The 24442-nt window shown below is 69.5% G+C and carries 18 protein-coding genes; 8 read left to right on the forward strand and 10 right to left on the reverse strand.

Translation table 11 applies throughout. The features are described from left to right. Positions 1-6: 6 nt before the first annotated feature. Positions 7-1752 (forward strand): hypothetical protein, encoded by a 1746-nt coding sequence (locus ACZ6DT_RS34125; RefSeq protein WP_465603157.1) that lies wholly within the window; start codon positions 7-9, stop codon positions 1750-1752. Here the strand turns inward: ACZ6DT_RS34125 and ACZ6DT_RS34130 are convergent. Further along, complete coding sequence (locus ACZ6DT_RS34130; protein WP_465603024.1) at positions 1746-2450, reverse strand: class I SAM-dependent methyltransferase; 705 nt, start codon at positions 2448-2450, stop codon at positions 1746-1748. The two genes, ACZ6DT_RS34125 and ACZ6DT_RS34130, sit on opposite strands and share 7 nt — an antisense overlap. A 39-nt stretch (positions 2451-2489) precedes the next feature. On the opposite strand from ACZ6DT_RS34130, the gene ACZ6DT_RS34135 reads away from it, so the two are divergent. Beyond that, complete coding sequence (locus tag ACZ6DT_RS34135) at positions 2490-6428, forward strand: alpha-(1->3)-arabinofuranosyltransferase (RefSeq protein WP_465603026.1); 3939 nt, start codon at positions 2490-2492, stop codon at positions 6426-6428. Here ACZ6DT_RS34135 and ACZ6DT_RS34140 read toward each other — a convergent pair. Together ACZ6DT_RS34140 and ACZ6DT_RS34145 are read right to left on the reverse strand one after the other, a co-directional pair. Beyond that, entirely contained in the window at positions 6396-7337 is a 942-nt protein-coding gene (locus ACZ6DT_RS34140) for a hypothetical protein (protein WP_465603028.1), read from the reverse strand. The two genes, ACZ6DT_RS34135 and ACZ6DT_RS34140, sit on opposite strands and share 33 nt — an antisense overlap. A 363-nt stretch (positions 7338-7700) precedes the next feature. Next, the gene (locus ACZ6DT_RS34145; protein ID WP_465603029.1) at positions 7701-8897 is read right to left on the reverse strand and encodes a lipopolysaccharide biosynthesis protein; all 1197 of its coding nucleotides are present in this window, start codon (positions 8895-8897) and stop codon (positions 7701-7703) included. A 68-nt stretch (positions 8898-8965) separates the two neighbouring features. Between ACZ6DT_RS34145 and ACZ6DT_RS34150 the strand changes: the two genes are divergently transcribed. Both ACZ6DT_RS34150 and ACZ6DT_RS34155 read left to right on the forward strand, forming a co-directional pair. Then, on the forward strand, positions 8966-10657 hold the full coding sequence (locus tag ACZ6DT_RS34150; RefSeq protein ID WP_465603031.1) for an MmpA family trehalose lipid delivery protein: 1692 nt from the start codon (positions 8966-8968) through the stop codon (positions 10655-10657). A gap of 3 nt (positions 10658-10660) precedes the next feature. Continuing rightward, complete coding sequence (locus tag ACZ6DT_RS34155; RefSeq protein ID WP_016335312.1) at positions 10661-10840, forward strand: hypothetical protein; 180 nt, start codon at positions 10661-10663, stop codon at positions 10838-10840. A 925-nt stretch (positions 10841-11765) separates the two neighbouring features. Here ACZ6DT_RS34155 and ACZ6DT_RS34160 read toward each other — a convergent pair. Further along, complete coding sequence (locus ACZ6DT_RS34160) at positions 11766-12998, reverse strand: glycosyltransferase family 4 protein (RefSeq protein WP_465603158.1); 1233 nt, start codon at positions 12996-12998, stop codon at positions 11766-11768. Positions 12999-13161: 163 nt separating this feature from the next. Between ACZ6DT_RS34160 and ACZ6DT_RS34165 the strand changes: the two genes are divergently transcribed. Further along, positions 13162-13860, forward strand: coding sequence for a class I SAM-dependent methyltransferase (locus ACZ6DT_RS34165; RefSeq protein WP_465603033.1), 699 nt, complete (start codon positions 13162-13164; stop codon positions 13858-13860). Here ACZ6DT_RS34165 and pgfA read toward each other — a convergent pair. Continuing rightward, a complete protein-coding gene (gene pgfA / locus ACZ6DT_RS34170) occupies positions 13854-14888 on the reverse strand; it encodes a cell envelope lipid trafficking protein PgfA (protein ID WP_465603035.1) in 1035 nt (344 codons plus the stop codon). The genes ACZ6DT_RS34165 and pgfA overlap by 7 nt on opposite strands. Before the next feature lie 236 nt (positions 14889-15124). On the opposite strand from pgfA, the gene ACZ6DT_RS34175 reads away from it, so the two are divergent. Continuing rightward, positions 15125-15508, forward strand: coding sequence for a hypothetical protein (locus ACZ6DT_RS34175; RefSeq protein ID WP_465603037.1), 384 nt, complete (start codon positions 15125-15127; stop codon positions 15506-15508). On the opposite strand, the gene ACZ6DT_RS34180 is transcribed toward ACZ6DT_RS34175, so the two are convergent. The 4 genes from ACZ6DT_RS34180 to ACZ6DT_RS34195 all read right to left on the reverse strand — a co-directional run bounded on the left by ACZ6DT_RS34180 (position 15505) and on the right by ACZ6DT_RS34195 (position 19027). Continuing rightward, positions 15505-16683, reverse strand: coding sequence for a PucR family transcriptional regulator (locus ACZ6DT_RS34180; protein ID WP_465603039.1), 1179 nt, complete (start codon positions 16681-16683; stop codon positions 15505-15507). The genes ACZ6DT_RS34175 and ACZ6DT_RS34180 overlap by 4 nt on opposite strands. Positions 16684-16830: 147 nt before the next feature. Beyond that, positions 16831-17601 (reverse strand): hypothetical protein, encoded by a 771-nt coding sequence (locus tag ACZ6DT_RS34185; RefSeq protein WP_465603041.1) that lies wholly within the window; start codon positions 17599-17601, stop codon positions 16831-16833. Positions 17602-17695: 94 nt separating this feature from the next. Then, the gene (locus ACZ6DT_RS34190; protein WP_465603043.1) at positions 17696-18385 is read right to left on the reverse strand and encodes a sigma-70 family RNA polymerase sigma factor; all 690 of its coding nucleotides are present in this window, start codon (positions 18383-18385) and stop codon (positions 17696-17698) included. Positions 18386-18529: 144 nt separating this feature from the next. Further along, positions 18530-19027, reverse strand: a complete 498-nt coding sequence (locus tag ACZ6DT_RS34195; RefSeq protein ID WP_465603044.1) for a hypothetical protein — start codon at positions 19025-19027, stop codon at positions 18530-18532. A 195-nt stretch (positions 19028-19222) separates the two neighbouring features. On the opposite strand from ACZ6DT_RS34195, the gene ligD reads away from it, so the two are divergent. After that, positions 19223-20143, forward strand: coding sequence for a non-homologous end-joining DNA ligase (gene ligD / locus ACZ6DT_RS34200; protein ID WP_465603046.1), 921 nt, complete (start codon positions 19223-19225; stop codon positions 20141-20143). Here ligD and ACZ6DT_RS34205 read toward each other — a convergent pair. Continuing rightward, positions 20140-21009 (reverse strand): alpha/beta fold hydrolase, encoded by an 870-nt coding sequence (locus tag ACZ6DT_RS34205; protein WP_465603048.1) that lies wholly within the window; start codon positions 21007-21009, stop codon positions 20140-20142. The genes ligD and ACZ6DT_RS34205 overlap by 4 nt on opposite strands. 120 nt (positions 21010-21129) lie before the next feature. Here ACZ6DT_RS34205 and ACZ6DT_RS34210 point away from each other — a divergent pair, with 120 nt between their 5' ends. Beyond that, positions 21130-24216, forward strand: coding sequence for a BTAD domain-containing putative transcriptional regulator (locus ACZ6DT_RS34210; RefSeq protein WP_465603160.1), 3087 nt, complete (start codon positions 21130-21132; stop codon positions 24214-24216). Positions 24217-24442: the final 226 nt, after the last annotated feature.

Consider the following 24442-nt stretch of genomic DNA (forward strand, 5'->3'; position numbering starts at 1 on the left):
CAGGACTTGCTCGTCCGGGGGAAAGGACCTTCGCCGGTCACGCTCGCCGCGTTCGCCGCGGGCGTGGTCCCCTTCGTCCTGCACGCGTGGGCCGCGCTGCGCGGCAGTCTCGCGCAAGACGACTTCGTCATCACCTACCACGCCGCGAAGTCGGGCCCGTTCGATTTCGGTTACTTCTTCCAGGACTACCACGGCCACCTCGCGCCGGGCGGGTTCCTGCTCGCCGACCTGCTGACCGCTTGGGCACCGCTGAACTTCGCCGTGCTGGTGGCGCCGGTCCTGCTGATGCAGGCGGCGGCCTCGGTACTGCTGTGGGCGGTACTGGTGCGCTGTTTCGGCCACCGGTGGGGGATTCTCGTCCCGTTCACGATGTTCACGACGTCGACCTTGCTGCTCGTCCCGACGTTGTGGTGGGCGTACGCGATCCAAATCGCGCCCGTGCTGCTGGCCACCACCGCCGCTCTGCACGCGCACGTCCGGTACCTCGCCGACGGCGGCCGGTGGGCGATCGCCACCGTGGCCTGGACCGTCTTCGGGCTGGCCTTCTACGAAAAGGCGGTGTTCATCCCGGTGCTGATCGCCGGGATCACCGTGCTGCTCGGGATCTCCCTGCGCCGCCACGTCGTGCTGATGGGTGTGTTCGTCGTCGTCCTCGCGGGCTACACCGCCGTTTTCCTGGCGCTGACCACGAGTCAGGTCGGGCAGGGCGGCGGTCCGGTCACCGTCGGCACGGTCGCGGACATGGCGGGACGGATGCTCGGCGACACCTTGGTGCCGGGGATGGTCGGCGGGCCGTGGTCCGGGCCGGGATCCGGTGCGACGTTCGCCGCTTCTCCCGCGGTGGTAAGGATTCTGTTGCTGGTCTTGGCCGTCGCGGTGTTGTTCGCCGGGGTTCGTGTGGGCGGGCTCCGGGCCAGGAAAGCGTGGATCCTGCTGGGCTTGCTGTTCGTCGTGGACATCGGGCTTTCGGCGGCCACCCGGCTCACCGAGGTCGGCCCGGCACTGGGCAGCGATCCCCGCTACGTCGCCGATCTCACGCTCGTCGTCGTGCTGTGTCTCGCTTTCGCCTTTCTGAAACCGAAACCGTTCGACCGGTCTTCGGATCCCGTGCCGTCCACGGCGAAACGTCCGCTCGCCCTGGCCTTGTGCCTCGCCCTGATCGCGAGTTCCGCCGTGGGGTTCTCCCGGCTGGCGCCCGGACTGCGGTTCGAACACTCCCGGGAGTTCCTCGCCAACGCGCGGGCCTCGATCGAACGGGATCCCGATCTCGTCCTGTACGACACGATGGTGCCGAACGACATCCTGCACGGCTGGTTCGGCGAGAACGCCCGCACCTCCCGGGTGGTGGGCCTGATCCCCGGCGCCCTGTTCGACCAGCCGACGAGCCGGATGTCCCTTTTGGACGATAGCGGCACCGTGAGGACGATCATCGGCGTGGAACCGGTTTCCCGCGCTCTGCCCGGCCCGGTGGCGGGCTGCGGCTACACCGTCGGCGAGCAATCGGTCCGGGTTCCGTTGGACAAGCCCGTTCTCGGTCGCCACCTGCTGCGGATCGACTATTTCACCTCGGACGGTGGTGAAGGTTTCGTCGACCGCGACGGGGTGCGCGTACCGGTCTGGTTCCAGCCCGGCTTGCACACGATGTACCTGCCGATCGAAGGCCTGTTCGACAAGATCGGTTTTCGGCTGTCCGCCAAGGGTGCTCCCGTCTGTCTCGCGAGGGTCGACGTCGGCAGGCCGCTCACTCAGTAAGGGTCGTACGGGCTGTCGTGGCCGAAGATCTTCGCCACGGGCGCCAGCCGCAGCCGCAGCAGGATCTTGATCCCGACGTTGCGCACGAACCACGGCAACTGGGCGAGCACACGCAGCCTGTCCTTCGCCGACGGAGGGGCAAGCCGGAACCGGGCCAACGACGTCGAGCGGTCGAGATAGGTGTAACGCCGTCCGAAGAGGACTTTCGCGATCGTGCCCAACGTGACGCCGATCGACGAAAAGCAGTCGTGGACCAGGATTTCCCCACCGCCGGTCAGGTGCTCCGACCAGCGCAGGTCGTCGGTGTAGGTCCAGTAGTCGTGTTTGCCGTCGATGTAGAGCAACTGGATCGGGCGGTCCCAGCGCGGCCGGAGCTTCGTGCTGTACTCCGCCACGAGTTCCACGACGTCTTCGACGCCCGCCTTCCTCAGGTTGGCCTCGAACCGTTGGCGTGTCGGCGATCCACCGAACAGGCGGCCGTCGACGAACGGGTCGACGGCGACCACCCGGGCGCCCACGGTGCAGGCGGCACTGGCGAGCACGATCGTCGAACGACCCTGGTGGCTGCCGATTTCGACGACGAGGTCGCCCTTGTCCAGCCGGCACGCCGCGGTCCACAAGGCCAGGCCCTGATCCCGTGTCAGCCAGCCCTTGACGGGTTCGGCGAGCGACCACGCTTCTTCGAAACCGTCTGTCATGAGCGCATGGTAACCACGTTTCCGCCTAGTATCTACCGGATGGTAACCCCCGGGGCGCTCGTGAAACGGCCCAGCACGTGGATCGTGCTGGCGTTCACCGTGCTGTCCTTTGCGCAGCGTCCCGGCAGGACGACGTTCGACACGAAACTCGACCTCGCGGTGGATCCGCCGGCCTTCCTCGGCCGGGCGCTGCACCTGTGGAATCCCCAGGCGACGGCGGGGGAGTTGCAGAATCAGGCGTACGGCTACCTGTTCCCGATGGGACCGTTCTTCGCGCTGTGCCAAGCCGTCGGGATACCGGTGTGGATCGCGCAGCGGCTGTGGTGCGCGATCCTGCTCTCGGTCGCGTTCGGTGGCGCGTTGCTGGTGGCCCGCGCGCTCAGAATCGGGAACGAACGGACTCGGCTGATCGGAGCAGTCGGTTACGCCCTCGCGCCGAGGATGGTCACCGAAATCGGTTCGCTGTCCTCGGAGATGTTGCCCGCCGTCCTGCTGCCGTGGGTGCTGCTGCCACTGATCCTCGCCGACCGCGTCGGCTCGCCACGCCGCGCCGCCGGATTGTCGGCGCTGGCCGTGCTGTGCATGGGCGGGATCAACGGCGCGATGGTCGTGATGGCGCTCGTGCTGCCCGGGTTGTGGCTGCTGACCAGGAAATGGCGGAGCACGCACGTCGAACTCGTGATCTGGTGGTTCGTCTTCGTCGCGGGCGTGATGCTGTGGTGGATCCTGCCGCTGGTCCTGCTCGGCCAATACAGCCTGCCGTTCCTCGACTACATCGAATCCGCGACGAACACCACGGCGCCGATGTCGTTGTTCGAGGTGCTGCGCGGCACGAACCAGTGGGTCGCCTATGTCGTACAGGGCACGCCGTGGTGGCCGTCGGGGTGGGCGCTGATCGACAATCCCGTGCTGATGACGGCCACCGGGCTGGTGGCCGCGGTCGGGCTGTTCGGCCTCGCGCGGCGCGGCCTGCCCGAACGGCGGTTCCTGGTGCTCGGCGTCCTGACCGGGCTGACGTTGCTGACCGTCGGCTATGTAGGGACGCTCGACAGCCCACTGGCGGAACCGGTGCGGCAGCTGCTCGACGGCCCGCTCGCACCGCTGCGGAACGTGCACAAATTCGAGCCGGTACTGCGGCTGCCGTTGATGCTGGCCTTCGTCCATGGCATCACGAGTGCCGCGCTGGCACTACGCCGCCATCTGCGGCCCGCGCTGGGCGCCCTGCTGGTCGTGGCGATGGCCGCGCCGGTGTGGTTGCTGACGTTGCGGCCGGGGCCGGGCTGGGACGAGGTGCCGGGATACTGGTACGACGCGCTGGGTCATGTCGCCAAGACGGACGCGACGGCGCGCACGCTGCTGCTGCCCGCGACCGGTTTCGGCGAGTACGACTGGGGTCGCACGGTGGACGAACCGGCGCAGGCCATCGCGGACAGTCCTTGGGCCGTGCGCAACCAGGTCCCGTTGGGTTCGGAGGGCAACACCCGCCTGATGGACTCGATCGACGCGGCCTTGGCCGACGGCAGAGGAGATCCCGGGCTCGCCGCGCTGCTCGCGCGGTCGGGCTACCGGTTCCTGCTGCTGCGCGGCGATATCGATCGCGCCAAGGTCGGCGCGCCCGATTTCACGACGTTGCGCGCCGGGCTGGCGGGATCGCGGGGGATCGAGAAGTCGGCCCAGTTCGGGCCGCTGGAGATCTTCGAGGTGAACCGGCCGGTTCCGCTCGTCACGGCGACGTCCGTGAAGGACGTCCCGACGGTGAGCGGTGGCCCGGAGAACCTGCTGCCGTTGATGAACTCCGGGCAGCTCGATCCTGGTACGCCGACGGTGCTCACCGGGGACGGCGGCTCGCCGGCCGGGCCGAGGCTGGTCACCGACGGGTTGCGCCGGGCCGAACGCAACGTCGGCGGGGTGCGGGACAACCTGAGCCAGACGCTGACCGCCGGGGAATCGCCGCGACAGCAACGAGCCGCGCTCGACGTCCTGCCGTTCCCCGGCGAGCAGCACCAGACCATGGCCGCGTACCGGGGGATCCGCTCGGTGAACGCGTCGACGGCGGCGTCGTTCGCGGATGCGTTCGGCGGTTCGGATCCGAGCCATCAGCCGTTCGCCGCCTTGGACGGGGATCCGCGCACCGCTTGGCATTCGTCGAGCTTCACCGGCCCGATCGGGCAATGGCTCGAAGTCGAACTGGACACCCCGAGGCTGGTGAACACGGTCGATCTCGCGATGGTCGACGACATCCGCGTCGGCTGGCCCGCGACCCGGGTCCGGATCACCACGGACAACGGTTCCGTCGATCACCAGGTCGTCCGGGGCGCTGGAGCGCACCCGTACCCGGCGCCGCCGGGAGTGACGCGCAAGGTGCGGATCACGTTGCTGTCGCTCGTGGTCGGCCGGACGGACGGCAACGTCGGGATCTCGGAGCTGAAGATCCCCGACGTCGACCCGCAACGCGCGCTCGAAGTCCCCGCCGACCTGTCCGCCGGTACGGCGCCGGGCTTCGCGTTCACCCGGGGACCGCTGCCGAGGTACGCGTGTGTGCCGGACGGCGGACACGTCCGCTGTGACGCCAACGCGGCCCGCGACGGCGAGGAACCGGACGGGATCCGGCGGCTGTTCTCGACGACGTCGCAGAGTGCTTACGAATTCGGCGGCACCGTGCTGCCCGCCGGCGGTGGCCGGGTTCCGGTGACCTTGCCGGGGGTGCGGGTGTCGGCGACGTCGCAACTGGGCGGGGATCCGTCGGCGAGCGCGTTCGCCGCGGTGGACGGGAATCCGGCGACCTCGTGGCTGCCCGACGTCACCGACCTGCGGCCGACGTTGACCCTGGACTGGGCGCAACCGCGGACGATCTCCGGTATCCGGGTCGCCGCCGATCCGCGCGCGCCCACGCGGCTGGAACTGACGACGCCGACGTCGAGCCGTTCCGTCGAACTCGACGCCTCCGGCACGGCGACGTTCCCGCCACTGGACACGTCGCAGCTGAAGATCGCGTTCGCCGGTCTCGACGACGACCAGCGGACCCGGAACTCGCTGGGAATCGGGAGTCTTTCCCTGACCGGTGCCGAACTTCCCGCTCCGGACTCGGAATTCACGGTGCCCTGCGGTTCGGGTCCGAACGTCCACCTGAACGGCTTCGACTACGACACGTCCGTTCGCGGCACCCTCGCCGACTACCTCGCGCACCGGCCGCTGACCCTGTCCGCGTGCCCCGACTCGGCGGGCGGCGTCGACCTGGCGGCGGGCGGGCACGAACTGCGCACCGACCGGTCCGAATCCTTCGTGGTCCAGGACCTGTGGCTCAAACCCACTGGTCGGACTGTTTCGCCCGCTGCGCATCGCGCCGTCACGGTGGAGTCCTGGGACGCGACGTCCCGATCGGTCACGGTGGCGGGCGGTGAGGAGTCCATTCTGGCCGTTCCGGAGAACGCGAACGCGGGCTGGACCGCTTCCCTGAACGGGACTCCGCTGGTGAAAACGCGCGTCGACGGCTGGCAGCAGGCGTGGATCCTGCCCGCCGGCTCGGGCGGTGTCGTCCAACTCGAGTTCACGCCCGACTGGAAATACCGGTCGGGCCTGCTGATCGGCGCCGTCGCGATCCTGCTGGTGCTGATCGGCGTGCTGTGGCCGGTCCGTCGGCGACGCGTTTCCGTCGAGGCGGATTCCGGTGTCGTCGTCCCCGTGGTCCTCATCGGACTCTTGGCCGTCCTCGGCGGAATGCTGCCGATCGTGCTGCTGATCGCCGTCCTGCTGGCCCGCCAATTCAGCGAACGCGCGCCGCGGTACCTCGCTTTCGGCGGGATGGTCGCGGGAACACTCGTCGCGGTGGTGGGGCGGCTGCTGGGGCACGGGCAGGAGTGGGCCTACGGTGCGGTGACGCAGGCTTCGCTGCTGCTGGCGGCGGCGGCGATGGTGGCGATGTGTGTGCCTTGGTTCGCGGGACCTTCACCCGACGCGGACGTCCGGACGGGGTCGTAGTCGCGCGCTGTCCAATGCTGCCCGGAGTTCGGCCGCGACCTCGGCAGGTTCGGAACGCAGGCGTGACGGCAGGGTCTGGAGCACCACGATCCCGGCTGCGGCATAGCGCGCGTTGCGGGCGAGTGTGTCGCGGAACCCGTCGGTTCCCGCGTGGTACCCGAGGGAATCGATTTCCCAGGCGAAGCCCAGTTCGTCGCACCAGCCGTCCGGCTGTGCGATGTAGCCGCCGTTCGCGTCGAAGATCTTGACGTTCCATCGGCATTCGGGCAGACCGGACCTCTGCCAGAGATTCCAGGCGTCGACCTCGGCGACCGAACGGGCGCCGCCCAGGATCGGCAGGAGCGTGGTTCGCAACGACTCCGTCCCTGTCCGCCGCCCTTCTTCGAGTTCGTCGGCAAGTGCTCTCGGCACGCAGAAGCCGCGCTGTACGGCTTCCGCCATCATGGCCGTGACCGCGTCCTTATCCCGTGTCGTCCGCGCAGCGTCGATCACCGCGCGAGGCACCGGAGCGGTCGGGATGCCGGACCGTGGTCTTGGTTTCGGCAGCCGGCGTGACCGTTCGATGTGGACGAACCCGCTGTCGGCTACCGAGCGCTCCGCCGGGACGAGCACATGGACTTCGGTGGTGTCGGGGAGGTTACGCAGGCCGTATCGCTCCAGGGCGCGGACACCGGTCAGGATCGAGTCGTCACCTGCATGCAGAAGGGCGGACTGGACCTTGTGTTCTTCCGTCGGTTCGCCGTTTCCGAGCAAGACAACGCCGGGCAGCAGCGATCGCCACGTCCCGCCCGGCTGGCAGCGTCGCCAGACCGTGCTTCGCGGTACACCGATGGCTTCGAGTTGCTTCGCCGTGATCACCGCCGAACCGCCGACGATCAGTGGGTGGCGCGCCCAGTCTCCTCTTCGCACCGGACCAGGATGAGGTTGACCGCCGACAGAACTTCGCGGCCGGGCGTCGTGACCGGACCTTTCATGCGCGACTGTGTGGCTTTTGTTGCGTCAGATGAATCAAGATCCACACAGTGCCGCTCAAGTCAGCGCCGTGACCGCCACTCCAGAACAGCGCCGGAGAGAGCCAAACCCCCGGCGCAGCAAGCAGCGACGGTGACCACTTGAGCTGCCGACGAGTGCAGCCAGCCGGTGACCAGCACCGTTTCCACGACGGACGGTTGCCCACATCGGCATGGTCACCCGCTTGACCGGACCTTTCATGCGCGACTGTGTGGCTTTTGTTGCGTCAGATGAATCAAGATCCACACAGTGCCGCTCAAGTCAGCGCCGTGACCGCCACTCCAGAACAGCGCCGGAGAGAGCCAAACCCCCGGCGCAGCAAGCAGCGACGGTCACCACCTGAACAGCCGACGAGTGCAGCCAACCGGTAACCAGCACGGTCTCCACGACGACGGTCGCCCACATCAGCACGGTCACCCGTCGGTCGCCGGCGGCGAGGCGGGAGAACAGCAGGATCTGCACCAGCGCGAGCATCGAGCCGGCGAGGGCGAACGGCCAGACCGGCATGGTGCTGGCGGCGTAGCCGGAGCCGCCGATGAACGAAAGCAAGCGTGGGCCGGCGACCACCGAGACGAGGACCACGACAGCGTCGAGGGCGGCGCAGACGGCCAGGGCGGCGGGGAGGATGCGGCGCCGGTCGTCGCCGTTCGCGAAGCGGGGGAGCACCAGGACACCGACGGCTTGGGGGAGCCAGTAGGCGATTTTCGTGACGATGGCGCCGAGCGCGTACTCGCCTGCCTCGTTCGCCGGGAGGGTGTGGCGCGCCAGTACCAGGTCGAGGTTCACCAGCAGGACGAGCGCCAGCATCGCCTGTGCCGCGTGCAGGACCTCGCCCGCGTGCCAGCCCGCCTTCCGTGGCCGTTGCCGTCCACAGAGGAGCCAGCCGCAGAAGATCACCACGTACGAGCCGATCGCGGTGCCTGCCAGCGCGCCGGTGGCGTCGCCGCCGATCAGCAGCCCGATCAGCGAGCCGCCGACCTTGCCCGCGCCTTCGAGCGACATGAGCCCGGCCAGGCGGGCGAATCGGCCGCTGCCCTGCAACAGGCCGTGGAAAAGGCCGAGCAGCGTCAGCGGGGCGAGCGTGACGGCGAGCAGCAGCGCGGGCACGACGGAATCCAGGTGCAGCACGAAGACCAGCACCGGCGCCAGCAGCAGGCCGATGGCCGCGACGACGGCGCTCGTCGTGAGGCCGAGCGCCAGGAGCGTGCCCGAGTCTTGAGGCTTACGGGCGACGCGCAGGGCGACCACGGTTTGCAGGCCCATCGCGGGCACGACGCCGATCACCAGCACCGCCAGCATCGAACTCAGTTCGCCGAACGCGCTCGGCGCGAGCAGCCGGGCGGCGATGATACTCAGCGCGTAGGCGCCGGCGTTGTTGGCCGCCAGCGCGAGCGAAACGAGGATCGCCGCGACACGCTTGTCGGTTCTGGTCTGGCCGACCTCGACGTCTAAGCTCAACGGCGCTCCTATTACCGGCGAGTAATCGAGCGACCATAACCGCGATCGACGCGGAAGGGAAAGGGCAGTTGGACGCACGGCGCGAACGGCTCGTCCTGGCCGCGGTGTCGGCGGGGCTCGCGTCGCTGGTGTTCCTGCCGGTGCTCGGACGCGGCTTCGTCCTGAGCTACGACATGGTGTTCGCCCAGCGTCAGTCGCTGGTCCCGGACGCGTTCGGCCTCGGTTCCGCCCTGCCGCGTTCGGTCCCCGCCGACGCCGTGATCGCGCTCGCGACGACGGTCGTTCCCGGCGATGTCGTGCAGAAAATCGTCCTGCTCGTCTCCCTTTTCGGGGCGGCATACGGTGCAGCGCGGTTGGTGCCGACGGAGCAACTCGGTACCCGCATCATCGCCGCCACCGGCTACGCGTGGACGGCCTATTTCGCGGAGCGGTTGTTCATCGGGCATTGGCCGCTCCTGCTCACCTACGCCTGCCTCCCGTGGATCGCGCGCGCCGCGCTTTCCCTGCGCCGGGACGAACCGAGGGCACTCGCGCGGCTGGTGCTGGCCTGCGCTCCCGCGGTGCTCACCCCACCCGGCGGCGTACTGGCCGCGCTCACCGCGATCGTCCTGGCAGGGCCTCGAAAACTCGGCCACACCCTCGGTCTCGCCGTCGTGCTCAACCTGCCCTGGCTCGTGCCGACGCTCCTGCACGACGGCGGCACGCTGTCCGACCCCGCCGGCGTGGCCGCGTTCAGCGCCCGCGCCGAAAGCTGGGGCCCGGCGATCCTGAGCGTGCTCGGGCTCGGCGGCATCTGGAACGGCGACGTCGTCCCCGGCAGCCGGGGCGCGCCGATGGCACCGGTGCTGATCCTCGTCACGGTCGCCGTGGCGCTGGCCGGTCTCCGTCCCCTGGCACGGAGGTGGGGGACGCCGCCCGCGAGAGCGTTGCTGCTGCTGGGAGTTTTCGGTGTCGTGCTCGCCGCGATGGCGACCCTGCCGTTCGGCGAACCCGTGCTGTCCTGGGCGATGGGCCACGTTCCCGGCGCGGGCCTGCTGCGGGACGCGCAGAAATGGGTGGCGTGGTGGGCGCTTCCGGTCGCACTCGGCTTCGCACTCGCGGTGGAAACCGCCACCGCCCGCCTGAGGACCGGCGCGGCGCGCGGGGCGCTCGTCGGGGCCGCCGCGCTCTTTCCCTTACTCACCATGCCCGATCTCGCCTGGGGCGGCTGGGGAAGGATCGAAGCGGTGTGTTACCCGGAGGACTGGAACGCCGTCCACCGGGTGCTCGCGGAAGACGACCGGCCCGGCGACGTCGTCGCGCTGCCACTGTCCACGTTTCGCAGTTTCGCTTGGAACGACCACCGGACCCAGTTGGACCCGGCGCCGCGCGCACTGCCCGAAACCGTTCGCGTCGACGACACGTTGCGGGTCGGCGGCGAGGAGATCTCCGGCGAGGATTCCAGAATGGACCGTGTCCGTGCCGCGAAGTCGCCCGCGGACCTGTCCGCGGCCGGAGTCGGCTGGATCCTGGTCGAACACGGGACGCCGGGACGGGTCGATCCGCGGTTGCTGACCGGCGCGGAACGGGTGTGGTCGGGTGACTGGCTCACGCTTTACCGCACTCCCGGTGAGCCAGCCGTGACCGAGACGCGATCACCGGTCCCTGTGGTGCTGGCAAACGGAGTAGCGCTGCTGTCGATCGCAGTCGCACTGTTGTGCCTCAAGTTACCGGTGCGTACATTGAGCCGACGCAGGAATTCCCTGTCGCGGAAGGAGTAGGTCTTGGGCACCCTCATCGGCGCGGCCGCCGCCGTCATCATCGGGCTCGCAACGGCCGCGGGCGGGAGTTACGCGCTGACGAACACCGCCGATCCGGACGCCGCACCCCAGGTGCAGGCGAAGATCAAGGAGCAGTTCAACCCGAATTCGAGCCCGGAGCACGTTATCTACGGCAACCGCTGAGCCGGTGTCCCAGCTCGCCTCCGACCACGCCGGCCGGGTCGTCGGGCTCTACGGCGACCCCACCGTTTCCTGGAGCATCCTCCTGGAAGCGAGACTGTCTTCGGTGCTGACGCCGGAAAAGGCGCGGACGCGGCTGGCGGTCGCCGTCGAGGAGCGGCCATGGCTCGGGGCCGCTCCCGACGTCGAAGCCGTTGAGGGTAGAGAACTCCCGGCGATCCGCGATCGCTTCGCCGAGGCGTCGTACGAACGCGGCGCGCCGTTGCTCCGCGTCGCCGTCGGCACCGACGAACCAGTCGTGCTGATCGCCGCGCACCACGGCGCGCTCGACGGTCTCGGCCTGCTCGCCGTCCTCGGGCTGGCCCTCGACATCCCGATCTCGTCCGCGGCCAAGGGAATCGGCGCGCGTACGGCGGATCGATCCTTTCTTACGTCAGTCTTCCAGCGGCTCGCTGAAGCGCTCTTCGCGCCTCCCGCCAGGATCACCCCGGAACGGGCCGAAAGTGGCTCAGGAGACGTGTTCAGCGCCCGGATCCTCCCTCGCGCACGGCTCGGGTCCGCGACCTTCGCGGCGGCCGCCGCGAAGCTGACCGAGACGTGGAACGCCCGGCACGGCGAGAAGACCGCCCGGGTGGTCGCCGCGGTGGGCGCCTCCTGGCGAGGCGGCGCGGCCCCGGAACCCGAGCACGACAGCGCGTTCTTCCGGTTGCGGCTCGGCCTCGAGCCCACGATCGCCGAAGTGGGCGCCCTGCTGGCCACACAGTCACCGGAACCCGATTTCCCCGCCCGCAGCAGCAGAATCGCCCGGCTGGGCACGCGGCTGCTGGCGGGCAGGCTCGGGTCGACCTATTTGGTTTCCAACCTCGGCGTCGTTTCGGCGGCGGACACGGTCACCTCGATCGCGTTCTATCCCGCCGCCAGCGGCCGCTCAGGCGTGGCGTTCGGCGCGGTGACCGTCGGGGACACGAGCACCGTCACCGTGCGCGCACGCCGCAAGGACTTCGACGCCCCCGCCACGGCCGGGCTGGCCGACGGGCTCGTGGAAGCCTTGCGGCGTCAAGACCCTGGGCTGGGGGATGGCCACCCCTGCCACGTCACGCACGAGTGATTCGAACCGGTGCACGCTGTGCTCCCAGTCGAACAGCCCCGCCCAGGTGATGCCCGCCCGGCCCATTTCGTTCCGGCGCGCCTGGTCGGCGAGCAGCCCGTCCACCAGCGCGGTGAATTCGGCGAAGTCGTCGGCCAGCAGGCCGGTCTTGTTCTCCACGATGGATTCGGCCACTCCGCCCGCCGCCCGGTAAGCCACCGACGGCACGCCGTGCGCGGCGGCCTCCATGATGACGATTCCCCAGCCCTCCTTGACCGACGGGCACAGGTGCAGCCAGGACCGTTCCAGGATCTCGTGTTTCTCGTTCTCGTCGACCCAGCCGTGCAGCCGCACGCGGTCTTCGACCCCCCGGTCGCGGGCGTGCTTGCGCAAGACCTCTTCCCAGGGGCCCTGGCCGACGATCTCGAGCCGCAGCGTCGGCCAGCGCCGGACCAGTTCCGCGACGACGTCGATCGCGTGCTCGATCCGCTTGTGCGGCACCAGCCTGCTGACCGCGACCAACGTCGGTTCGGGCGCCCGGACGGCCTTGCCGCTTGGAGGAACGTCCAAACCGTTGGGTACCACGGTGATCCGTGAGCCTTCGATGCCGAGGCCGGCGAGTTCGCCCTTGGTGATCTCGGAAACCGTGACGTAGCGGCAGTGCCGGAACAGCCACGGCGCCAGCCGGGACTCGATCCACCAGCCGATCCGGCCCAGTGTCTCGCCGAGCGCGCTGATCCATTGCTCCTTGTGGACGTGGTGCACCAGCACCAGAACCGGGCAGCCCGCGACGAGCCTGGCGAAGAACGGCATCCCGTTCTGCACGTCGACGACGAGGTCCGCGTGCGCCTTCCGGATCGCCCTGAGCGCGTGGGGGTACACGCCGAACTTGTTGCCGCGGCGGCGATAGCGGACGCCGTCGCGCCATTCTCCCGCGTTGGCGCCCGGATACGCCGCGCACTGGATTTCAACCCGGTATCCGGCTTTGGCGAGTCCCTCGGCCATTCGCTCGACGTACCGCTCGGAGCCGCCGCCTTCCGGGTGGCCGGTGTCGCGCCAGTTGACGAGCAGCACACGTGGCCGTTCCATCGTGGTTCTCCCAACCTATGAGCGACAATGCTAGGTTACCGGTGCGTACACGGTAGAGGAATCATTCTCGGAAAGCGATGGTTCGATGGTCGGTAATCGGTCGGTGACTCGTTCGACGACGCCTCATCGCGCCACCTTGCGCAGATCGGTGACGTTGTTCTGGGCTTTTCTCGCCGAACAGACGGATCCGGACGGTTTCTACTCGGTGCTCGCCGAGGACTCCGTCCGGCAATTGGCGCAGCACACTCCGTTGGACGGCCGAACCATCGTCGACGTCGGTGGCGGGCCGGGCTATTTCTCGGACGCGTTCCGCGCCGCCGGAGCCACCTACCTCGGCGTAGATCCCGACGTCGGAGAGCTGACGGCGCGGGGCGAGGCCGGCGAGAACATGGTCCGCGGCAGCGGGACGGAACTGCCGGTGCGCACCGGGTCCGTGGACGTCTGCTATTCATCGAACGTCCTCGAACACGTTTCCGAGCCGGAGGACATGCTGGCCGAGATGTGCCGGGTGACCAAACCGGGAGGGACGATTTTCGTCTCGTTCACGCCGTGGTATTCGCCGTGGGGCGGACACGAGACGGCACCGTGGCATTTTCTCGGTGGCCACTACGCCCGGCGGCGTTATCTCGAAAAGAATGAAAAGGAGCCGAAGAACAAATTCGGCGAGAGCCTTTTCGCCTTTTCGGCGGGCGCGGCCGTCCGGTGGGGGAAGGCCACGCCGCTCGCCGATCTTCAGGAGGTCTACCCGCGTTATCACCCCTCCTGGGCCCGATGGATCGCGCGTGTCCCCGGTGTCCGGGAGGTCGCGTCGTGGAATCTGGTGATGGTGCTGCGCAAGCGTCAGTGACGCGAAGGGGTGGGACGCCGCTTCACCAGCAGGAAGACCCCGAGCGCGAGGAAGGCCGCGCCGGCGACCCCGCCCGCGATCGGCCCGGTGCTCCCGATGAAGTCCAGCTTGCCCTTGTTCTCGCCGACCTGCTTGACCATCGCGTCGACGGTCGCGTCGGTGAAGGTCAGCGTGCCGTCGAAGACCACGGTGGGCGTGGGGTTCGCGGCCGACCGCAGTTCCTGGTGTGACCGCTGTTCCTGCTTGACCTGGATCCCGGTCACCGGTTCGATCCAGCTGGTGATGGTGCCCTCGTAGAACTGGCCCGCCTCGACGGAGTCCCCGGTCGCGCCGATGAGCGAGCCCGGCACCTTTCTCGTCGAGGTCTTCGTAGTGGGGATCTCCTGGACGAACTTGTAGACCTCGACGCCCTTGATGTTCTCGACGCCCTTGAACCGGGCCTGGACGGCACGGCCGGTGTTGTCGTCGTAGACCTGGTAGTCCCTCTGCTCGGTGTCGAAGGGGAACTTGAAGTTCAGGCCGGGCTGCGGCTTGTACTCCTGGATCTCCTCGGGCTTCTCGCCCTCCTTTTCGGGCTTCTCCTTGAGCTTGGCGACGAAGCTGCTGTTGGCGGAGCACTTCGCCTCTTGGTCGCCGCCTGGCGGCATGTAGCCCTCTGCGGTGCGGCGGTCGAAGCAGACCTGCCGCTTGCTCGCGCTGACCACGGTCTGGTCGCTGGTGTCGACGACCGAGACGGCCAGCAGCCAGACGGCGACGTCCGTGCCCTCACGCATCTCCGGCGGCGCGAAGTTCGCCGCCACCCGGGCGGTCGCCCTCAGCTTGGCGTTGTCGCGGATCTCCGTGACGGTCTTGCCGTCTTCGGTCTTCACGGCGAGCACCTTGGACGCGGTGCCCTCGAGGACCGACGTCGATTCCTGGTTCAGCGGCACCTTGGCGAGTTCGGGTTTCACGTAGGTCGGCAGCAACACCGCGCCGGCGACGGCGAACACCCCTAGGGCCAAGAAGATCAGGCTCAACGCACGTCGCAACGGTCCTCCTGGTGAAACCACGGAAAGTCCACATTACCCATCGGTAATCAGTCGCCAGATACTGGCTCGCGGGCCGGTCAGCGTCAAAGGTGTGACCGGCGGTCACAGGAACCCGATACGACCGAATGGCGGTATCGGCACCGCCATTCGGCCCTGTCCGCCAAACATGTTTGTTCCCGGGAACAACGTGAGCGGGACCACCATCGAACGACTTCCGGTGCGTGGAAAGGAACTCTGTGCCGCAGGACCCGAACGATCCCCGCGCGCTGGACATCGGCGCGTACTCGGATTCGATCACCGATGTCGAACTCCGTGCCGCGGTCGCGGACGTCGCGTCGTTGCTTTCGTTGCACGGCAACGTAATTCGCGATCTCGACGCCAGGAGGTCACGGTGGCGGCCCGGGCGGCGGTCCCCGCATCCCGACATCGTCCTGTCCGCGGCCGGACGTCGTCCACAGTGGACGAGATTCGCGAATCCCGAGGTGACCCTGCCGGTCGCCACGACCGCGCGCGGCCGCACGCTCGCGGTGCGGCTCACCGCGCGGCCCGGTCTCGGGCACACGTTGCTGGACCTCGCGAGGATCATCGACGCCGACATGGCGCCGGAGAGAAGAAGCTAAGACCCGTCGTCCGCCAGCCGGACCGCCTCCAGTGCGACGTAGAGCTCCCCGACGTCGACCGGGTCGGACAGGTCGCGTCTGGTCAGCTCCTGCACCCGGCGCAGCCGGTACCGGACGGTGTTCGGGTGGACGATCAGCCGGTCCGCGGCCTCCTTGGCCGAGCCATGTCCGGCGAACCACGCGACCAGCGTGTCGAGCAGGACCTGCCGTTCGGCCTTGGGGAGCACCAGGACCCCGGTGAGTACCGAGCGCACGACGTCCCGCGACATCGCGGGCGCGCTCGCGACCAGGGTGGTGACGGGGGAGTCGCCGAAGACGGCGACCCCTGGGGTGCCGGCCACCAGCGACCGGCGCGCGATGCGGGCCCGGTGGACCGCGTCCGGCACGTCGAGGAAACCGGTGAACGGCCTGCTCAGCCCCACCGCCAGCGGCAGGGTGCCCAGGACGTCCCGCAGCCGCCGGACGTCCTCGACCCGGTCGATGACGACCAGTCCGACTTCGGCGCCGGGCCGCCAAGCCGACTTCCAGCGTCGCGCCCGCAGCAGTGCCTCGACGCCCGGCCGTTCCTTCGCCTCGACGGCCTCGGTCACGACGGCGACGAACGTGCCCGCCGCCGGGAGGTCGAGTTCCTTGGCGGCGTTCTCGAGTTCCGCCTGGGTGGCGAACCGGCCCTGCACCAGGCCGTCCAGCAGGGCGAGCTTCTCGTGGGAGAGTTCGGCGGCGACCTCGTTGTACGCGGTGGTCAGCGCGTCGGAGTAGAGGTCGATGGTCTTCCACACGCCTGCGTTGATCTCCACCGTGCGTGCCGGGTTGATGAAGCCGGGGCCCGCCAGTTCCACCAGGCGTTCGTAGACGAAGATCCCGCCGATCCGGAACGCGCGGAGCACGGATGGCAGCGGGATACCCTGCCTGGCCTGGGCCAGCCCGGTCTTGCGGGCCGCGTCGAGCGGCAGCCCGCGCCCTTCGACGAGCGCGGTCAGCGCCCGTTCGAGATTCGCCCGGCAGACCTTGCGCAACTCTTCCGGCGCGGTGCTGTCCACCTGGTGGTAGAACTCGTCCTCGTCGCTGAGCAGCCGGGCGAGGCGGTCGCTGAACTCGGGCAGCCGGGTGAGCATCGCCTGCATGAGCGCGCGCTGCTCCCGGGGTGCGGGAGTAGCGAGAGCTTCGGTGCCCATCCGGCAACTGTAACCCGATCGAGTGGCCGCTTTTTATCACGATGCGACGAAAGGGCGGTTTCGGGAGCTGAGCGTGGCTGACAAACGGGACGGACGCCGCCGGACGAGGATCCCCCTGCGTCCGGCGGTGCCCGAGCCGGTCCGCGGTCAGTGGTTGATCTTGAACCACGGCTGCGACCAGCCGAGATAGGTGTAGTTCCACGCGCTCTTGATTTCCGAGATGGTGGTCTCGGTGAAGCTGCCCGGGCCGTGGATGTCGTTCGACAGGAACTTGCCGCCGCCGATGGAGATCATCGTGTGCCCGGCGCCGCCGTTGCTGAAGAAGGCGAGCCCGCCCGCGGGGACCTGGGTGTCACCGGGGTGCTTGTACGAACCCGGGATCTGGGTCCAGTGCACGTAGGCCGTTTCCGAGCCGCTCGCGGTCCAGCCGTAGGCCCACGAGTTGATCCGGTCGCACCAGCGGTAGTAGTTGGGGTCGTTGTTGGTATGCACGTGCGCCTTCGCCCATGCGACGGCTTCGGCGCAGGTCCTCGGGTTGCCGGTGCCCGCGGTGGAGCAGGAGAGGGTGCTGCCGGCGCAGTCCGGCGCGACCCGGCCGTCGGAGCCGGTGTAGACGTAGGCGTCGCTGATGTAGCCGCCCTTGGACGGCACGTAGTCCCAGATTTCGGTGGTGCCGTACTTGCCGGTCACCGTTGAGCCGTTGATCTGGCAGTCGATCGTGATGGCGGTGCCGCTCGCGACGGTGCCGACCGAGCTCGCGCCGGTGCTCGGGCTCGACCGCACGGTCACCGCCACCCCGGAGTCGGTGTTCACCGTGCCCGTCGCCGCGAGTGCCTCGCCCGCGCCGCCGAGCATGATCGCCCCGGTCAGCGCGATCGTGCCCACGGCGCCTCTGACGATCCTGGATCGGATCTTCATCTCTGTCCTCCAGTGGTTCCCCGGATAGGGGGACAGGATGCGGGGCGCTCGTACAAGCGGCGTACAAAGTATCGCGTGTCCGAAGTGGACGGTTCTATACCGGGACGAGCTCCGGGGCGGGGATTTGCCCGATGATCGGGACATCGCTCACGTAATGGGCGTTCCGCTCGGTGAGCAGGCCTCGCAATCGCGCGAGCGCCCGGCACTGGGCCGCACGGACCGCTCCGGCGCTCGGCAGGCCGAGCCGTTCGGCCGTCTCCTCGGCCGAAAGGCCGAACACGAACCGAAGGGCGACCACCTCCCGGTGCGGCATCGGCAATCTCGCCAGCAGGGTCCCGGCCTGCAACCGGTGCTCCAGCCGTTCGATCTCGTCCGGGTCGCGGCGGACCCAGAGCGTCAGCCCGTCGCCGATCTCCGAGACGGAGGCGACCGGTTCGCGGGACCGGCGCCGATGGAGGTCGGCCACCTTGTGCCCGGCGATCCCGAGGACGAACGCGAGGAACCGGTCCGGGCGATACCGGTAGCGGGGCAAGGCGATCAGCACCGCCTGCAATACCTCCTGCGCGCAGTCCTGCGCGTCGCAGGCGCCCGTTCCGGCGCTCCCGAGCTTGCCCGCGCAATAGCGGAACACGTGCGGGGAAAGGAAACGGAGCAAGTCCCGGACCGCGTCCGGATCACCGGCGACGGCCGCCCGGACCAATCTGCTCTCCGGATTGGGCAATCGGCCGGCCGTGGCGGCGGCACGGGAATCCGCGGGTACCGTCGAGGGCGCTACCTCGTCCAAGTTCGCACTCCTGGTTCAGGGGAAGTGACCGCGAGGGTGCGCCCGTCATCGGGGACTGGGACTTCGTGCGCGATGGTCCAGCTTGCCGTTCCGTGCGGGGGATGTCCACCCGACGGGCCGGAAGTCATCCGAACCGCGCAATGTCTACTGTGGACAGTGGCGGGGCGATACCTTGAAGCAGGACAGCACCGGGGGATAGGCGGTGGTGTCGGTGCTCAGGAAATCCGACGTCCAGACCAGGCAGTGCGCGAGAACCCGGATCCGCTGGTCGAGATCGGTGTTCTCGCAGGCCTCGCCGATCTGGTCGGCGCAGGTGTCCCGGTCGTCGCGGACGCTGGCGGCGATGGCGCGGACGATCGCGGCCACGCCGGGGTCGAGTTTGTCGGGCCGGACCGTCCGTCCCGCGGAATCCCGCAGGCGCAACGTGAACGGTTCACCGATCCGCAGCGAGCGACGGCGATCCTTGGCGGCCAAGGAGAACGTGTCGATCAGCCGCCCGACGACTTCGCCGAGCGCCGGTTTCCGCCGGGTGGACGAGGCGATGGACACCAGCGCGGTCGCGAGCCGGTCGGCTTCACCCGATCTGGTGAGAGAGAGGAGATCGCGGGCGACGGTATGCGCGCGTTTGGCAGTGGTTGTCATGTCGGACCCCTCGTAGAGCGTGCCGACAACCGATACCCGTCCGAGTGACGGCCAAACCCGAACGGCTGTCGATTGCCGCCGGCGGGGGCGCGGGTTGGGCCATTCGGCTCAGGCCGATTTACCGTCTTCGACGCGCAAGTAGCCGCATACCGCGGCGGCGCCCTGATCCGGAGTTAGGTGGTGACGGTACGGGGCGTGATCCGGTCGGCGCCGCGGCGTTTCGAGCGGGCGACCCCCGGGAAATCGAGCCGGATGAAGACGGTGAGCAACTCCGACAAGGTGTTCTATCCCGCCGACGGCCTGACCAAGGGCGACGTCGTCGAGCACTACCGCCGCGTCGCGGACGTCATGCTCCCGCATCTGCGTGGCCGCCCGCTGACGTTGCGCCGGTACCCGGACGGAATCGACGCCGAGGGCTGGTTCCAGAAACATCCGAGCGAGCATTTCCCGGACTGGATCCACGTCGCCGAGGTGCCCCGCCGGTCCGGTGGCACCGACGAGTACGTGGTCTGCGACGACGTCGAGACGCTGGTCTACCTCGCCGATCAGGGCACCATCGAGTTCCATGTCTGGCTGTCCACTGTGGAGGCACCGGATCGGCCGGACCGGCTGGTGCTCGACCTCGATCCGCCGGACGGGACACCGGTCGCCGAACTGCGCTCGGTGGCCCGCCGCATCCGCGACCGCTTCGGCGACGTGGGGCTCACGCCCTTCGTCCAGGCCACGGGCGGCCGGGGCTTCCATATTCTGACGCCGCTGGACGCCGGGGCGGACACCGACATCGTCCTGAAATTGTCGAGGAAGATCGCCGACAGCGTCGCCGCCGACGATCCCGACCGGCTGACCACCGCGCAGCGCAAGGACAACCGCGGCGAGCGGATCTTCCTCGACGCGAACCGGAACGGCTACGCGCAGACCTTCGTCGCGCCGTATTCGCTGCGCGCCCGGCCCGGCGCCGCGGCCGCCACCCCGCTCGACTGGCCGGAACTGGGCAAGGCCGAGCCGGATGGCTGGAATCCGGCCAAACAGCGTCAGCGGCTGGCACGCAAGGCGGACCCCTGGCGCGATCTGGACTCCCACGCCGGCTCGGCCGAAGCCGCGTTCGAGAAGTTCTAGCGTGTGAGCAGGTCTCGCAGGGCCTTCGCCACCTCCGACGGTGATTCCTCGGCCATGAAGTGGCCCGACGTGACGGTACGGTGGTCCAGGTCCGTCGCCCATGCCCTCCAGAGCGCGACGGCGTCGTAACCGAGCGCGGCTCCCCAGTCCTGTTGGAGCACGGTGAGCGGCATGGCGAGCCGGTTGCCCGCCGCGCGATCGGCCTTGTCGTGCTCGACGTCGACGCCCGCCGACGCCCGGTAGTCGGCGACGATCGAGGTCACCGCGTTCCGTGAGGCCTGCAGGTACGCGGCCCGGACGTCGGCCGGGATCGCGTCGCCGCGCTGTGTCCAGGCGTCGAGGAAATGACCGAAGAACGTGTCGGGCGCGGCGCCGATCAGCTGTTCGGGCAGCCCGGGCGGCTGCGCCATCAGATAGAGGTGGAAGCCCACCGCGGCGCCGGTGCCGTGCAGGACGTCCCACATGTCCAGCGTGGGCAGCACGTCGAGGATCGCGAGGTGGCTCACCTTGTCCGGGTGGTCGAGGCCCGCCCGCAGGGCCACCAGCGCGCCCCGGTCGTGTCCGGCGAGGGCGAACCGGTCGTGGCCGAAGGCCTTCGCGACGGCGACGACGTCGGCCGCCATCGTGCGCTTCGAGTAGGTCTCGCCGGTGTCTTCGGGTTTGTCGCTTTCGCCGTATCCTCGCAGGTCAGGGCAGAGAACGGTGTGATCCGCCACCAGATCGGCCGCCACGTGCCGCCACATGAGGTGGGTTTCGGGGAAGCCGTGCAGTAGCACGATCGGGCTGCCGGTCCCGGCGACGGCGACGTCGAGTGCCACGCCGTCCGCCACGGGTACCCGTTGGTAGTCGAATCCGGTGATGCGCATGGATACCTTCCTGGTCGTTCCGTGATGACCGCCAGCGTCCCCGGCCCGAATCAGCACCCGGTCAGCGACGACCGAGCGGCCGGGGCACGATGATCACCGTCGGTGAAGCGGGAGGTGACGATGCGGTTCGGGGTGCTCGGCCCGCTCGTGGCCGAAGACGCGCGGGGTGCCGTCGGGCTCAAGGGGCCGCGGCACCGGGCGGTGCTGGCCAGGCTGCTGATCGCCCGCGGCCGGGTCGTGCCGGTGGAACGCCTGGTCGACGACCTGTGGGAGCGGCCGCCCGAGGGCGCGGTCGGCGCTGTCCAGACGTTCGTCGGTGCCCTGCGCCGCGTGCTGGAGCCGGACCGCGCGCCGCGGGAGCCCGCGCGGCTGCTCGTCACGGTCGCCCGCGGTTACGCCCTGCGCGCGGAGTCCGTCGATGCCTGGGACTTCGAAGCCGCCGTCGCCGCGGCCCGCGAACTGCTCGACGAAGGCCGCGCGGGCGTGGCACTGTCGCAAGTGGACGCCGCGCTCGCGTTGTGGCGCGGTCCGGCCTATACCGAGTTCGCCCAGGAGGGTTGGGCGCGTGGTGAGGTCTCCCGCTTGACCGAACTGCGGCTGCTGGTGGGAGAGCTTCGTGCCGAAGCCCTCCTCTCGCTCGGGCGGGCCGCCGAGGTGATCCCCGAGCTGGAACCACGGGTGCGCGAATACCCGTTGCGGGAGAACGGTTCCCGGTTGCTTGCCCTGGCGCTCTACCGGGCCGGACGGCAGGGTGACGCGCTCACGGTGTTGCGCACCGCGCGCAAATTGCTCGCCGACGAACTCGGCATCGATCCCGGCGCCGGCCTGCGTGAACTGGAAGCCGACATCCTGGCGCAGGCACCGCGGCTGGCGCCGTCCGTGCCCAAGGTCGCCGAGCGGCCGGTGGTCGGCCGCGACGCGGAGCTGACCAGGCTGGAGGAAGCCGCGGCCCGGTCACGGCTGGTGCTCGTGTCGGGGGACGCAGGGGTGGGGAAGACCGCGCTCGCCGAGGCGTTCTCCGCCCGGCTCGCCGCCCGCGCCTGGGCCACGGCCTGGGGGAACAACCCCGACGACGAGGGCGTGCCACCCGCCTACGCGTGGACCCGGATCCTGACCACGCTCGCCGACGCCGGATACGGCCCCGCGCCGACGGCGGAACCGGTGACCGAAGATCCCGTCGCCGCGCGCTGGCGATGGCATCGGGCGGTCGCGTCCTATCTGGCCGGTGCCAAGCCGCTGCTACTCGTCCTCGACGACCTGCACTGGGCAAGTGAGGAGACACTAGCGCTGCTGACCGCGGTGCTCGCCGAGCCGGTGCTGGTCGTCGCGACCCATCGAGGCACCGACCCGCCCGCCCGGCTGACGGACTTCCTCGGCCGGGCCGCGCGCCACGAGCCGGTGCGGATCTATCTCGGCGGCCTGCCCGAGACCGAAGTCGCCGACCTGGTCCGGGTCACGACCGGGGAAGAAGTCGACTCGCGGACCGCCGCGGTGATCCACCGGCGCAGCGGCGGCAACGCCTTCTTCGTCCGTGAACTCGCCCGTCTGCTGGCCGCCGAGGGCCCGGCCGCGCTGGACGCGGTGCCGCCAGGAGTCCGCGACGTCGTCCGGCGCCGGCTGGAAGCGCTACCGGACGCGGCGAGGAGCGTGGTGCGCCGGGCGGCGGTGATCGGCACGGACATCGAACTGGACGTACTCGAGGCCCTGGCCGGGGAAACCGTGCTCGACGCGATCGAAAGCGCGGTCCGGCACGGATTCCTGACCGAGCCGGCGGCACATCGGTTCCGGTTCGCGCACGCGCTCGTGCGGGACACGCTCTACCACGATCTCTCTCGTTCGCGGCGTGCCCGCGAGCACGGCGAAATCGCCGAGACGCTGGAAGATCTGCGTCCCGAAGACGTCGATGCGTTGGCGCACCATTTCGTGTTGTCCGAGGAGCACGCGGATCGCGCCGCACGCTACGCGCGGGCCGCCGCCGAACTGGCCGAAAGCCGTTTCGCACAGGCGGAAGCGGCAAGACTTTGGGACGTCGCGCTCACCGCGTTCGATCGGTCCGGCGCCTCCGATGCGGAGAAGCGGCTGGAGCTGATCATGGGCAAGGCGCGCACATCGGCCGTCGCGGGCGGCCTCGGCCAGTCGCGACGGCACCGGGCCGAAGCACTGGAACTGGCGGAAAAGCTGGACGATCCGCTGCTGACCGCGCGGGTGATCGGCGCCTTCGACGTCCCCGCCAGCTGGACCGAAAGCGACGACCCCGCACTCGCTTCCCGGATCGCGGGCGCCGTCGAGCGGGCCCTCGCCGCGTTGCCCGCCGATCGGGCGGCCGAGCGGTGCCGTCTGCTGGCCACCCTCGCCGTCGAACTGCGGAACGCGGGCGGACGGCGGGCCCGCGAGGCGGCCGGGGAAGCCGAGACGCTCGCCCGCCGGATCGGTGACCCGGCGCTGCTGGCCTTCGCGCTCAACGCCCGGTTCCTGCAGTCCTTCGACCGCGCGGGGCTCGCACCCCGGCGGGCCGGGATCGGTGCGGAACTGGTCGACCTCTCCAGGCGGCATGGGCTGGTGACGTTCGAGGTGCTCGGTCATCTCGTGCTCGTGCAGGCGAAGAGCGCGCTCGCGGATTTCGCGGCCGCGGACCGGCACGCCGCTTCGGCGGACGGACTGGGGGAGAAGTACGGCCTTCCGCTCGTCGGCGTGTTCACCCGGTGGTATCGCGCGATGCGGACCGCGATGACCGGTCCCGATGGGGAAGCCGCCTACCGCGCCGCGGCGGCGGGACTCGCGGGAACCGCGATGTCCGGAGTGGACAACGGAATCCTCGCGCTCGCCCTGTTCTGTGACCGGATCCAACGAGGCATGCCGCCCGAAGCGCGTGAACAAAGTTACGGCGCTTACGAAAGCTGGTGCCGTCCTGTGCTCCCGATTCCGGAATCACCTCGGGACCTGCTGTACGAGGCGCGCACCTGCCTGCACGCCGTCGTCGCGATCGAACTAGGTGACCGGACGGCGATGGAACGCCTGTACGCCGACCTTCTCCCGGCCGAGGGCGAGATAGCGGGCGCGGGGAGCGGGATGCTCGCCCTTCGCCCGGTCGCGCACCATCTGGGCGATCTGGCCGCCGCCCTCGGCCTGCGGGAAGCGGCCGCCGAGCACTATCGGAAGGCGCGGGCCATCGCGGTGAAGGCCGGTTCACCGCACTGGGGTTATTGAGGTAGGCAGTAGTGGACTATCGGGCCTTCGGACCGTGTGGCGGGGTCGAGAGGTCGTGAATGGCACGTGGCCGGTATTTCCGCGGTGCCGGTCCCGCTGGGGCTCGAGCTGGGCCCGGGGCATGGGGCGAAAAACCCTTTCTCGGGGGCAGGGGGATGGGAAAGGGGGTTCGGGGGAAGGACACCCTTGCGTCACGCCCCCTTGACCCCCGCTCCTTTCTCTGTGC

Source organism: Amycolatopsis sp. NPDC041971 (genome assembly GCF_055588925.1).